Source organism: Nocardioides sp. NPDC047086 (assembly GCF_040643685.1).
Taxonomy (GTDB): domain Bacteria; phylum Actinomycetota; class Actinomycetes; order Propionibacteriales; family Nocardioidaceae; genus Nocardioides.
In genome coordinates, this window is the sequence record NZ_JBEYUV010000069.1 from 1 (window position 1) to 12274 (window position 12274).

General features: G+C 69.9%; 12 protein-coding genes. 7 read left to right on the forward strand and 5 right to left on the reverse strand.

Annotated features, from left to right (window positions below; all coding sequences use genetic code 11):
* The first annotated feature begins 213 nt into the window (after window positions 1-213).
* Complete coding sequence (locus ABZ796_RS27070; protein ID WP_357341228.1) at window positions 214-1485, forward strand: DUF222 domain-containing protein; 1272 nt, start codon at window positions 214-216, stop codon at window positions 1483-1485.
* Between the two features lie 789 nt (window positions 1486-2274).
* Here the strand turns inward: ABZ796_RS27070 and ABZ796_RS27075 are convergent.
* Window positions 2275-3363 carry an LCP family protein gene (locus tag ABZ796_RS27075; RefSeq protein WP_357341229.1) on the reverse strand — a complete coding sequence of 363 codons (1089 nt, stop codon included), beginning with the start codon at window positions 3361-3363 and terminating at the stop codon, window positions 2275-2277.
* Window positions 3364-3612: 249 nt separating this feature from the next.
* Between ABZ796_RS27075 and ABZ796_RS27080 the strand changes: the two genes are divergently transcribed.
* Together ABZ796_RS27080 and ABZ796_RS27085 are read left to right on the forward strand one after the other, a co-directional pair.
* Window positions 3613-4389: an ATP-binding protein gene (locus ABZ796_RS27080; RefSeq protein ID WP_357341231.1), complete on the forward strand. Its 777-nt coding sequence runs from the start codon at window positions 3613-3615 to the stop codon at window positions 4387-4389.
* Complete coding sequence (locus ABZ796_RS27085) at window positions 4373-5050, forward strand: response regulator transcription factor (RefSeq protein ID WP_357341232.1); 678 nt, start codon at window positions 4373-4375, stop codon at window positions 5048-5050. The genes ABZ796_RS27080 and ABZ796_RS27085 overlap by 17 nt, the downstream gene beginning before the upstream one ends.
* 18 nt (window positions 5051-5068) lie before the next feature.
* On the opposite strand, the gene ABZ796_RS27090 is transcribed toward ABZ796_RS27085, so the two are convergent.
* The 4 genes from ABZ796_RS27090 to ABZ796_RS27105 are packed head-to-tail and all read right to left on the reverse strand — an operon-like array spanning window position 5069 to window position 8718.
* Entirely contained in the window at window positions 5069-5689 is a 621-nt protein-coding gene (locus tag ABZ796_RS27090; RefSeq protein WP_357341234.1) for an acyltransferase, read from the reverse strand.
* A 59-nt stretch (window positions 5690-5748) separates the two neighbouring features.
* Window positions 5749-6780, reverse strand: coding sequence for a hypothetical protein (locus ABZ796_RS27095; protein WP_357341236.1), 1032 nt, complete (start codon window positions 6778-6780; stop codon window positions 5749-5751).
* Window positions 6777-8033, reverse strand: coding sequence for an MFS transporter (locus ABZ796_RS27100; protein ID WP_357341237.1), 1257 nt, complete (start codon window positions 8031-8033; stop codon window positions 6777-6779). The genes ABZ796_RS27095 and ABZ796_RS27100 overlap by 4 nt, the downstream gene beginning before the upstream one ends.
* A 4-nt stretch (window positions 8034-8037) precedes the next feature.
* Entirely contained in the window at window positions 8038-8718 is a 681-nt protein-coding gene (locus ABZ796_RS27105; protein WP_357341239.1) for a hypothetical protein, read from the reverse strand.
* Window positions 8719-8882: 164 nt separating this feature from the next.
* Here ABZ796_RS27105 and ABZ796_RS27110 point away from each other — a divergent pair, with 164 nt between their 5' ends.
* The 4 genes from ABZ796_RS27110 to ABZ796_RS27125 are packed head-to-tail and all read left to right on the forward strand — an operon-like array spanning window position 8883 to window position 12149.
* A complete protein-coding gene (locus tag ABZ796_RS27110) occupies window positions 8883-10460 on the forward strand; it encodes an AMP-binding protein (RefSeq protein WP_357341240.1) in 1578 nt (525 codons plus the stop codon).
* Window positions 10461-10465: 5 nt separating this feature from the next.
* A complete protein-coding gene (locus ABZ796_RS27115) occupies window positions 10466-11341 on the forward strand; it encodes a hypothetical protein (protein WP_357341242.1) in 876 nt (291 codons plus the stop codon).
* Window positions 11342-11347: 6 nt separating this feature from the next.
* Complete coding sequence (locus ABZ796_RS27120) at window positions 11348-11755, forward strand: 4'-phosphopantetheinyl transferase superfamily protein (RefSeq protein ID WP_357341244.1); 408 nt, start codon at window positions 11348-11350, stop codon at window positions 11753-11755.
* Window positions 11748-12149, forward strand: a complete 402-nt coding sequence (locus ABZ796_RS27125; RefSeq protein WP_357341246.1) for a VOC family protein — start codon at window positions 11748-11750, stop codon at window positions 12147-12149. Before ABZ796_RS27120 ends, ABZ796_RS27125 begins: the two co-directional genes overlap by 8 nt.
* Window positions 12150-12274: the final 125 nt, after the last annotated feature.

Below are 12274 nucleotides of genomic sequence, written 5' to 3' on the forward strand. Positions count from 1 at the left end.
CGGCGGCCCGGGTGTGGCGCAGCAGAATCACTCCGCAGGAAAGATGGTGTTGACGGGTGTGACGGGTGGCCCTTCGGGCCACTTACCATCCACAGAAGCGAGGTCGTTCACTCACCGAGAAAACAGGGTTTGAGCAGGGAAAATAGATAGCCACAGGCGTGGTTGAGGCGTAGAATCAGAGCCATCACAACACACCTCTAAGAGAGGCATCCGATGAGTCTCGGCCGCGACATCGACCACTGGGGCACCAACCCCGGCGACGCGATTGACGCTGCCCTGCAGGCCATCGAGACCGCCCTCCACGAGCTCCTCGCGAGTGACCCGGCTTATTGGCGCACCGAGCAGAAGAAAGACCTGCTGGAACGCTTGGAGAAGCTCCAGGCCATGCAGGCCGCGCTGAAACTGCGTGTGCTCGCGTCTGCTGGTGACATCGCCGAGGAGACCGGCGCCAAGGATGCCTCGGGATGGATGCGGACCGAGCTCCTGGTCGACAGGGGTGTGGCCCGCTCCCAGCTCAAACTCGCCGCCGTCGTGGCCAAGTACGACCTGGTCGCGGCCGGCCTGGCCGAGGGGGCGCTGTCCCAGGACAAGGCCCAGGTGATCACCCAAGCTCTCGACCGGATCGCCACCGACCCCGCCGTCAACGGCGAGGACTTGGTCCTGGCCGAGAAGCTGCTGGTCGAGCACGCGACCGAGCTGACCGCGAACCAGCTCAAGATCGTCGGACGCCGGATCCTGGCAGAGATCGACCCCGAACGCTTCGAGCAGGCTGAAGCCAAGGCGTTGCAGCGGGAAGAGGAGCGCGCCGCACGGCGCACGTTCTTCTCCTCCCGTGACAATGGCGATGGCACCATCGACGTTCACGCGAGGGTCTCCCGCGCCGTCGGGCTCCGGCTGCGCACCATCCTGGACTCGCTGGCTCAGCCGCGGAAGCTGACCGTGGAGAACCGGGGTCGCAAGGCCCCCTACGACCGGCTCCTGGGTCAGGCGTTCGCGCGGGTTGTCGAGACCTACGACGTGGACCCGCTCCCCAGGCACGGTGGGCATGCGACCACGGTGTTCATCACGATGAGCATCGACCAGCTCCGTGCCGACCTCGGCACCGCCGCCCTCGGGTTCGACGGCGACCAGATCACCGCCGCCGAAGCCCGACGGATGGCCTGCAACGCCGACCTTGTCCCCGTCGTCCTCGGTACCGATTCCGAGATCCTCGACCTCGGCCGCACCGCCCGGTTGGCGTATCCGGTCCAACACCGGGCTCTGCGGCTGCGCGACAAGGGCTGCCAGGCCGAGGACTGCGATGCCCCCGCTGCCTGGACCGAGGCCCACCACTTGAAACCGTGGTCCGAAGGCGGCCGCACCAACCTGGCCAACATGGTGTTGTTGTGTCCCAGCGACCATCGCCGCATCCACGACCCCAACTACACCCATGAACGGCTCCCCGATGGGCAGATCCGGTTCACTCGGGGTGCCCGAACCGGCTGACCCGGCTGACCCTGGCACGCTCGGACCTGGCTGACCCGGGCCCTCGCGTCGCTGTGTCGGTGTTCCTGCGAGCCCGCCGGCGCCGCTCGCTGATCGGTGTCCTCGCGCACCGTCGTGGCAGTGCCGCTCAGCCCAATAGTCGAGTGGACCTGGGCCATCCGGTGGGCAGGGTTCATTGAGTTAGCGTGCTGGGCGTGGCGGTGCCGCTGGTGCGCGGCGTATCGCACGAACCGACCACTCAACTCTCAGCTCGTCTGTCTGGCGTCTGTCTGGCTCGTCAGCTAAGACCGGCATGGCCGGCAGCCGGTTGAGGCGGCACCTTCGACCGTTCCGAGGTCGTCATCGGTGCCCGGACCACGACTGTGCTTGTGAACCGTTCACAAGGTGTCATCGGCTTGTAAAAGCACCGCAGACACCGCAGCCGCCCGGGAACCTCGACCCCGGATTCCCAAGCCCGTACGCAACCCAAAATTCCGCGCCAAACCCCGCCGCCGACCCGATAACCAGCCAAAATTCTCGACGGAGCCCGGTGTCCAGGATCGCCGAAGGCGACCGGCGAAGCCGGCGGCCGTAGGCCGTCATCTCGACAAGCTCGATACATCGCCTTGACTCCGGGAGCCGTCGAGAACACCCTCCATAACGGGTCGGCGGCCACCAGCCCAACAAGACACCCGCACCCCGCGAAACCCGTCCCACACCAACCCCGCGACCGATCCACCCCGGAAAGCCAGCAACGACTCTTGCGTTGCCCCCGAGAATCGCGAGCGGTCACCGACCACGAAAGATCGATCAGCGGACGACGTCGGGCGTCAGCAGATCCTGGTTGTCCTCCGTCCACTCACCCATCCGATCCTCACGGACCGCGCGCCACAGGTCGCGGTCGCGGGAGGGGTCGAGGCGTACGACTGACTGGTCGCCGACCATGCCGGTGCCGTCGGTGGGGACGGTGAGGTAGCTGATGTCGCCGGAGCGCAGATTGCGCAGGGAGGCGGCGAGCTTGGCCATCTGGGTGGTGGACCAGTCGTCGTCTACGGAGGCGTGCTTCGAGAAGAGGGTGAGGAGGTCGAGAACCTGGTCGGGATGCTTGCGCAGCTCTTGATGGAGCGTCTGCTGGAGGAGCGTGCGGAGGAAGGCCTGCTGACGGGCGACACGGTCGAGGTCGCCGTCTCGGAGCCCGTAGCGCTGGCGTACGTAGAGGAGAGCCTGCTCGCCGTCGAGATGGTGGCGACCGGCCTCCCAGCGGATCCCGTGGGCGGGGTCCTCGACGGTCTCCGGGATGTAGATGTCGATGCCGCCGATGGCGTCGGTGAGCGCCTTGAAACCGTCCCAGTCGATGACGGCGAGGTGGTCGATGCGTACGTCGGTCATCTTCTCGACGGTCTCGACCGTGAGGCTGGGGCCACCGAAGGAGTAGGCCCAGTTGACCTTGCCCTTGCCGTGGCCGGGGATGTCGACCCAGGAGTCACGGGGGATCGAGATCACCGAGGCGGAGCGGCGGTCGCCGTCGAGATGGACGAGCAGCATCGTGTCCGACCGGGCCTGACCCGGCTGCCAGCCGGGAGCCTCGGCGCCGGTGGTGGGTGCGTCGGAGCGGGTGTCGGTGCCGAGGACGAGGATGTTCACCGCATCGGCGGCCGACCCGGAGGTGGGCTTGGCCGGCCGGTCGGTGAGCCCGGAGAACGTATCCGGCAGCCGCTGGATGTTCCCCTCCACCTTTGCCTGGAGCCACAGGATCCCGGTCAGGGCCGCCGCGCAGAGCAGGAGCAGACAGACCAGCAGCCCGATCAGCGGCTTGCGGGCACGCCGCCACCCGCGCGTAGGGGTCCCGTCCGCAGGATCCGACTGCGGCGGCACGGGCGGATGATCGAGGATGGTCACCCGAGTATGTGACCCGGCACGCCCCTATCAGGGGGCCGAGATGCTCGCCATTCCTCAATTTCAGGCACCAGTCGGTAACGGACGGTAACCAAAAATAGGTAGGCAATATGTCGGGCCGCCTAGTTCAGTAGGGTCCCTTTGCTGTAGGGCGCTGTTCGTGTCGGTCCTCGGGGTCCGCGCACGTTTCATACAGCTGAATGCGTCATGGGGAGGGCGCGGTTCGAGGATGACCATGGGAGAGCTGTGTCAATGTCAAGAGTCGGTGCGGATGAACGTGCCCGGCTGCACGAGGCTGCCTCGACGCTGGCCGGGATCCGAGCTGCGACGACGCTGCTGAACTCGTCCGGTGAGATCGGCGAGGAGCGGCGGGCCGCGATGGCGGCGATGGTGGAGAGCGAGCTGCAGCGGCTCGAGCGGATGGTTCAGCGACAGCAGGACGCCGTGAGGCCGCAGATCCCTGGCCCGCGGCCCGATGCGATCCGGCCCGATGCGATGCGCGCCGATGTCGCCGAGGTGATCGATCTCGATGCTGTCGTCGGATCCATGGTCCTCGCTCACGAGGCCAAGGGCACCGAGGTCGAGTGGCGACCCAGCCGGATGCTGGCCCTGGGTGACTCCGACCAGCTGACTGAGGCGCTCAACGTGCTCCTCGACAATGCCGCAGCCCACGGAAGCGGGACGGTCCGGATCGAGGTGCGCGCCGCCGGAGCGGCGAGCACGTCGCTCGAGATCGCGGTGTCGGACGACGGGCCGGGGATCGCACCGGAGCTGCGCCGCAGGATCTTCGCCTGGGGCGTCAGCCGACCGGGCTCGACCGGCCAGGGCATCGGCCTTCACGTCGCGCGTGACCTGATGGAGCGCCAGGGCGGTTACCTCGAGCTGATCGAGACCGGCGAGCGCACAACCTTCGTCCTCGGCATCCCGATGCTCGGCTGCATCGCCGACGGGTCCGACGAGCGGGCCGACGAGGGGACCGGCGAGCACGACACCCCGACCCGGGGAGGCCGCCGTGGTGTCGCCGCGTAAACGGCTCAAGGTGGTCATCGTCGAGGACCACACCCTGTTCGCCGAGTCGCTCGAGCTGGCCCTCACCTTCGAGGGCTACGACGCGCACCGCGTCGACCTGCCCGAGGTGCCGCCCTCGGAGGCCAAGCTGACCTCGTTGATCATGCGCTCCCAGCCACGCATCGTCCTGCTCGACCTCGACCTGGGCCAGTACGGTTCGGGCGTACGCCTCATCGCCCCGCTCGCCAGGGCCGGTGCCGACGTCGTCGTGGTGACGGGCTCGACCGACCAGGCCCGCTGGGGCCATGCCCTGCACGTCGGGGCCCGCACGGTCCTGCCCAAGACGGTGCCGCTGGGCGAGATCCTGGGCACCGTACGCAGGATCAACTACGGTCTCAGCGTGCTCGACGTCGACGAGCGCGAGCGCCTGATCCGGGCGTGGGTGGGGCAGGAGCAGGACGTCATCGAGGTCCGTCGCCGGCTCGCCCAGCTCTCCCCGCGGGAGTCGCAGGTGCTCGAGCACCTGATGAACGGCTTCACGGTCGGCGACATCGCCAAGCTCCGGGTCGTCTCGGAGGCGACGGTGCGCACCCAGGTGAAGTCGATCCTGGCCAAGCTCGGGGTCTCCTCGCAGATCGCGGCGGTCAGCATCGCCCACAAGGCCGAGTGGCGCGCTGCCTGACCCCCGTCCGCCCGCACCTCAGGCTGCGACCAGCCCGGCGTCCTCGCTCGTGCCGCGCATGACGTAGAGCGTGCCGGTGATCGGACATCGCCAGGCATCTCCCTGGGGCACCAGCGGCGCGCCCGCGTGACCGACCCAGCCCATCCGCTGCGCCGGGACCCCGACGACGAGCGCATGGTCGGGTACGTCGCGGGTGACCACGGCGCCTGCCGCGACCATCGCCCAGGCACCGATCGTGACCGGCGCGATGCAGACTGCGCGGGCGCCGATGCTGGCGCCGGTGCGTACGGTCACGCCGACGGCGTCCCAGTCCTCACCGTCCTTGAGGGTGCCGTCCGGGTTGACGGCACGCGGGAGGTAGTCGTTGGTGAACACCACCGCCGGCCCGACGAACGCGCCGTCCTCGAGAACGGCAGGCTCGTAGACCAGGGCGTGGTTCTGGATCTTGCAGCGGTCTCCCACCACGACGCCGGGACCGATGTACGCCCCCCGGCCGATGATGCACTCGCTGCCGATCCGGGCGTGCTCGCGGACCTGGGCCAGGTGCCAGACGAGGCTCCCGGCGCCGATCTCGGCACGATCGTCGACGTCCGCGCTGGGTTCTATCCGGGGCGCGACGTGAGTCTCCTCAACGGTCATCCCCTCAGCAAACCGTGACGCGGCGGGGAGCGGGGCAGACCCGGGGTGGTGTACCCGATTCAGCGTAGGACCGCGGGCGAGGACGCTTCCGGCACCAGCACCCGAGGGGTCGCGGTGGCCGTGGTGTCGAGGGCCCAGACGTCGCTGACCGGCTCGTTCTCACGCTCGAGGCCGTAGAGGAGGGTGTCGTCGTCGAGCCACTCGATCTGGTCATCGATGCTGTGCGTCTCGCCGGCGAGCACGGTGCGCCGGCCAGTGGCGAGATCGAGGACCGCCGGGGTCCACCGGGTGCCCTCCTCGTCGGCCTCCTTGAACGCGATCCGAGTGCCGTCGGGGGAGAGCGAGGGGCACTCGACGTGGTCGGCGATCGTCGTCAGGGAGCGCTCGGTGAGGTCGCCCCGGACCAGGTAGGTCCGGCCACCGGTGGCGACGGTCGCATAGAAGGTGCGGTCGTCGTCGGCGAAGGTCACACCCCAGACGTTGCGGTCGACCGGAGCGACCCGGCGGCCGTCGACGATCAGCCGGAACTTCTCCAGGTCTCCGTAGCTCGCCCCACCGACCCGGCGGACCAGGGTGCGCGTCGAGAACCCGCTGACCATGTAGGAGTCGCCGTTGACGAACACCGTCGAGGAGACCAGCTGCCCGTCCGGTGAGATCCGGGTGCGGCTGGGCAGCCCGGGCAGGTCCGTCTCGTCGACCTCCCGCCATCGCGTCCCCGGTGCCGATGTCGCCAGGTCGGTCGCCCGGTAGCGGCTCACCACGCCGCGCTCGGTCGCCAGGCAGGAGACCGACTGCGCCTGCGCGTAGACCCGGTCGCAGCTCAGGTCCGTGAGGGCCCGGGCACCGTCGGGGTCGTCGAGCGCCACAGCGCCGACGTGACCGTAGTCGGCGTCGCGCCCGGTGTGCCGGAAGAGGATCCTCGGCCCCTTCTCGATCTGCGTCAGGGAGGTCGTCGTCCCGTCGGTCGCCCGAGACGTACGCCGGTCGTTCTCCGCGATCGCGGAGAGGGCGTACGCCGTCACGCCGGCCGTGACGAGCACGACGATCGCACCGAAGACGGTGGTGCGCCGCTTGGCCCAGGACGTCGTCATCGCGCCGCCCTGCGCAGCACCGCGAGGCCGGCTGGGATCGCCGCGAGCAGCACGGCGCAGACCGCGAGCATCGCGACCCGGGGGCCGACGGCGTACCAGAGCAGACCGAAGCCGGTCGCGGCGACGAGCCGGGCCAGCGCGACCGCGGTCTGGGCGGTGGCGATGCCGCTGGCGCGTACGGTCTCGGGGACAAGTTGCCCGGCGACCGCGGCCAGGGTGCCGTCGGTCGCGGCGTAGAAGACGCCGAGGAGGAGCACCGCGGCGCACGTCGTCCAGAGCGCCCCGGACCCGGTCGCGGCGCACAGGTAGGCGGCCGCGAGCGGGAGATGGCCGAGCACGAGGACCTGGACGCGCCCGACCCGGTCCGCGAGGCGGCCCATAGGAACGGCCAGGGCGAGGAAGGCGAGGTTGGTCCCGACGTAGAGGACCGGGAACCACTGCGCCGCGAAGCCGCCGGTCTCCAGCAGCGCCAGGTAGACGAAGCCGTCACCGACGGTGAGCAGGGCGAGCACGCCGGCCACGCCGGTGACCCGGAGGAGGCGCGGGTTCAGGGTGGCGCGCCAACGCACGGTGGTGGTCTCGACACCGGCTCGCCGGCGCTCGCCAGGCTCGACCAGCGGGGTCCGGGCGCCGGTGCGGAACGGTACGAAGCACGCCATCGTCGCCACCCCGAGCACCGCGAAGCCGAGCGAGACGACCAGGACGGTGTCGTAGCCGTCGGTGATCCGCCACAGGATCACGAACGCCAGCACCGGCCCGAGGGTGGCCCCGACCGTGTCCAGCGCCCGGTGCACGCCGAAGCTGCGGCCGAGGCGCGCCGGGTCGCTGGAGGCGGCGATCATCGCGTCGCGTGGCGCGGTGCGTACGCCCTTGCCGATCCGGTCCAGCGAGATCGCCGCCGAGATCGTCCCGAAGCCGCCGGCGAAGATCAGCCCGAGCCGCGCGACCGCGCTCATCGCGTAGCCCGCCAGCGCCACCGGCTGCGGCCGGTCGGTGCGGTCGGCGGCCCACCCGGCCGCGATCCGCACCAGCGAGGAGACGCCCTGGTAGAGCCCGTCGATGAGCCCGTACGCCACCGGCGAGAGCCCCACCACCGCGGTCAGGTAGAGCGGCAGGATCGCCGAGACCGACTCCGAGGAGATGTCGGTCAGCAGGCTGACGATGCCGAGGGTGACGACGGTCCGGGAGACCCGCCCGCCGGTCTGCCGCGGCTCGGCACTCGTGGTGGGACGGTCGCTGAGAGACAGATACACCGGCTCAGGTCTTCGTGTGGAGAACGGAGTAGAGGCTGAAGTCGACGCTGCGGCGGCCGGTGTGGGTCACCGTGACGTTCACGGTCTCGTCGCCGCGGCGCAGCGACAGCGCGGGGGCGTTCTCGACCGACGTCGTCGCGACCTCCTTGAAACCGTGCTGCGCGAGCCGGGTCCGGTAGTGCCGCAGTACGTCGCAGGGCCGCCGGCAGCTCGCGGTCAGCGCCACCTGGAGGGCGCCCTTGGCGGGCGAGACGCTGGAGACCTCGACCGTGGTGCGCGACGGGGGTGCCAGCGCTGTCGGGTAGCCGGCCACCAGTGCGCCCTTGCGGACCGCGGACTTCGGCAGCGGCTCCGAGATCAGCGCCGCCGACTTCGTACGCGGCTTCTCGGTGAGGCCGGGCAGGCCCGACTCGGTCGGGGACGAGGCCGCCTCCGGCAGCGCCTCGCTCGCGTGCTCGGGATCCGACTCCGACTTCCGACCCGACCCGGACTCCGAACCGGACTCCGACCCGGGGTCCGACTTCGAGCTCGGGCCGGCTCCCGGCGAGCCGGTCTGGGACGACGAGGCCGAGCCGTCGCCGTCCTTGACGGCGGAGGAGTCGGCGAAGCGGCCCGGCACCCAGAAGATCGTGACGCCGACGAGCACGCCGAGCAGCACGAACAGGAGGAGACGCTTGGGATTCACGAGACCAGTCGACGCGCCGCGGAGCCGAGTCGGGACCGATGGGTGGGTTGCGTACTCAATTTCAGGCAGCCTGCCGAACGGCCCGCCGCTGGTCGAGCTGCGCCGTGCGACGTTGCCGTTGCCGGGAACGGTCCCGGCCCAAGCATCCCGGGGGACGGGCCACGTTGAACACTGCCGACTTTCTTCTCGAGCACGCGCCCGAGGATTCGATCGCGCTCGCCGAAGCGGGTCGCGAGTACACCTTCGAAGAGCTGCGAGCCAGCGTGTCGGTGCTGATGGGGCGGCTCTCGGTGCTCGGGCTGACTCCGGGCACGCCGGTCGGGATCCTGGCGCCCAACGGGCTGTTCTGGACCTCGGCCTATCTCGCCGCGCTCCGGTTGGGGCTGGTCGTGGTCCCGCTGGCCGTCACGCTGCCGACCGAGGAGGTGGTGGCCCGGGCGCGGTGGGTCGGCGTCGATGCGCTGCTGGTGGGGCGCGCCCAGGCCGATGCGCTGCGGCTGAGCCTGCCGCGGAGCCTGCCCGTCGTGGTGGAGCGGAAGGAGCGGTTGGTCCCGAGGCAGCGCTCGGCGCCGGTCGAGTCGCCCGAGACGGTCGAGGTCGACCCGGAGCAGGACGCGCTCTACATGTTCACCTCCGGCACCACCGGCGACCCGCGCGCGGTGCGGATCACCCACCGCAACATCCAGGCGAACACGACCTCGATCCTCGGCTACCTCGGTATCACGGCGGCGGACCGGATGCTGGTCGTGCTGCCGTTCACCTACGTCTTCGGGCTCTCGCTCCTGCACACCCATCTGCGGGCCGGCGCCGCGATGGTCATCCAGTCGACGTTCGTCTTCCCGCAGGCGGTGGTGGACCGGATGGCGTCGGCACGCTGCACGGGCTTCGCGGGGGTGCCCTCGACGTTCGGGACGCTGCTGCGCAACAGCACCTTCGGCACCACGGCGGTGCCGTCGCTGAGGACGATCCAGCAGGCCGGAGGCCGGCTCGCTCCTGCTCTGGTGGAGCAGATGGCGCGCGCCCAGCCGCAGGCGAAGGCCTTCGTGATGTACGGGGCGACCGAGGCCACCGCCCGGCTCTCCTACCTACCGCCCGAGGAGCTCTGCCGTCGGCCGGGGTCGATCGGCCGAGCCATCCCGGGCGTGGACCTGCGGGTGCTCGACAGCGACGGGGTGCACGTCGAGCCCGGTCAGGTGGGCGAGATCTGGGCCAGCGGTGCGAACATCTCGCCCGGCTATCTCGACGACCCCGAGGCGACCGCTCGCAAGATGCCCGGCGGGATGCTGCGTACGGGGGACTTGGCGAAGGTCGACGAGGACGGCTACATCTACGTGGTCGACCGGGTCGAGGACTTCATCAAGTCGCGGGAACACCGGATCGCCTGCCAGGACATCGAGTCCGCGGTGCTCAACCTGCCCGAGGTCGTCGCGGCGGCGGCGGTCGGGCTTCCGGACGACATCGCCGGGGAGCGGGTCGAGCTGGTGGTGGTGCGTCGGCGGGGGGCCGCCCTGCGGGGCGCTGACGTGATCGCGCACTGTCGTGAACGACTCTCGAAGCACATGGTTCCCGAGGTGGTCCGTTTCGTCGACGCGCTGCCGCTCAACGCGAGCGGGAAGGTGAACAAGCGGGACGTACGGGCCATGTGCATGAGGCTGGACGAGGAGCCGTCCGGCGCCGGGGACCCCATCGATGATGCCGACGTCGACGACGACGACAGTGTAGGTGAGGTCAAGGTGGGCTGAGGGAGATGTCGCTGCGAGAGGTGCCCGCATCGGTCAAGCTGCTGACCGGCGTGTGGGCGGGGGTGCTGATCGTCGCGGTCGCACTGGCCGGGACCTGGTTGGTCAGGAGTCCAGGAGTGAACGATCCGATCGCGGTCGCGTGGCCGTCCGACGACGAGCTGCGGGTCGCAGGGGAGACCACGGTGCTGTTCGGGCACCAGTCGGTGGGGACGAACATCCTCGACGGGGTCGCCAGGGTGTACGCCGATGCCTCGGCGCCCGCACCGGTCGTCGCGGACGTCTCCTCCGGCCGGGGCGCCCGGGGCGCGACGCTCAGGCATGCCTATCTCGGGCTCAACGGGGAGCCGCTCAGCAAGTTCGAGGCGTTCGCGGACGTGATGGACGGCCCGGCAGCCGAGCACGTCGACGTGGCGCTGATGAAGCTCTGCTATGCCGACGTCACCGCGTCCACCGACGTGCAGGCCGTCTTCGACGCGTACGTGTCGATGATGTCCGACCTCGAGGCCGCGCACCCCGACGTACGTTTCCTCTACACGACCGTGCCGCTGACCGCGGACCGCAACTGGAGGTCCAAGGTCAAGGCGGCCCTGGGCGGCGACGACAGGATGGGACCGGCCGACAACGTCGCCCGGGAGCGTTACAACGCGATGATCAGGGAGAGGTACGCCGCGAGCGGACGTCTCCTCGACATCGCCGCGGTCGAGTCGGCGGGCACGGAGGAGCGCAGCAAGGACGGCAACGTCTACTACGTGCTCAACGAGCACCTGACCGTCGACCGCGGCCACCTCAACGAGGCCGGCTCGGAGGCGGTTGCCGCCGAGCTGCTCAAGATGGTGGCGACCTACAGTCCGGTCGCCTGGGGTGCTGACGAGGGGCGATGATCTGTGATGAGCCTTCAGGGGGTCGGGATCGATGTCGCCGACATCAGGCGCTTCGCGCGGCTGCTGGGACTGCGTGGATCCGGGTTCGCGGTGCGGTGGTTCAGCGACGCCGAGATCGCCCAGTGCATGGCTGCGGCGACCCCCGCCACGGCCTTCGCGATGAGGTACGCCGTCAAGGAGGCCGTCTGGAAGGCGCTCGGCCCCGGCGAATGGTCCGGGCCGCTGCCGTGGCGCGGGATCACCGTGCTCGAGGAAGCGCCCGGCTCTCTTTCGGTCAGCCTCGAAGGACCCGCGGCCGATCTCGCGGCGCTGGCCGGGGTCACGGCGGTCCGTGTCGCCACCGTTTCCGGGGCTCGGATGGCAATCGCCACGGCCGTTGCCGAAGTCGCGCCGCTGCGAGGTGAGAATGCCTGACCTTCGACTCGACCACATCGGCATCCAGGTCCGCGACCTGCTCCGCACCGCCGAGGCCTTCGAACGGCTCTTCGGCTACCGACGCGTCACGGACCCGGTCGTCAGCACCCGCCACGGGGTCCGCGGGGTCTTCCTGGAGAAGGCCGACTCGATCGCCCTCGAGCTCATCACCCCGGTGACTCCCGGGCCGCACGCGTACGGTCTCCACCATCTGGGCTTCATGGCCCCTGATCTGGAGTCGACCCTCGTCGAGCTCGGGGTCGCTGGGGCGCACATGCTCAGTCCGCCTCAGCCGGGGGAGATGTTCGACGACGAGCTCATCGCGTTCGTGCGTGCTGCCGGGATCAATGTCGAGCTCATCACCACTGATCGGCGTCGGGCTCGGATCTTGTGATCCCGGTGGTCGAGCGTGTCGAGACCATCTCACCCCGCTCCCACCCCGCTGGTCGAGCCGCCGGAGCCGCTAGGCGGAGGCGTGTCGAGACCAACACGGTTCCTTGGCTGATCGAGCTTGCTGAG

Bases quoted from the DNA above. Each gene is read 5' to 3' on its own strand.
- ABZ796_RS27070 (WP_357341228.1), top strand. From the start codon at position 214: ATGAGTCTCGGCCGCGACATCGACCACTGGGGCACCAACCCCGGCGAC.
- ABZ796_RS27080 (WP_357341231.1), top strand. From the start codon at position 3,613: ATGTCAAGAGTCGGTGCGGATGAACGTGCCCGGCTGCACGAGGCTGCC.
- ABZ796_RS27090 (WP_357341234.1), bottom strand. From the start codon at position 5,689: ATGACCGTTGAGGAGACTCACGTCGCGCCCCGGATAGAACCCAGCGCG.
- ABZ796_RS27095 (WP_357341236.1), bottom strand. From the start codon at position 6,780: ATGACGACGTCCTGGGCCAAGCGGCGCACCACCGTCTTCGGTGCGATC.
- ABZ796_RS27115 (WP_357341242.1), top strand. From the start codon at position 10,466: ATGTCGCTGCGAGAGGTGCCCGCATCGGTCAAGCTGCTGACCGGCGTG.
- ABZ796_RS27120 (WP_357341244.1), top strand. From the start codon at position 11,348: ATGAGCCTTCAGGGGGTCGGGATCGATGTCGCCGACATCAGGCGCTTC.
- ABZ796_RS27125 (WP_357341246.1), top strand. From the start codon at position 11,748: ATGCCTGACCTTCGACTCGACCACATCGGCATCCAGGTCCGCGACCTG.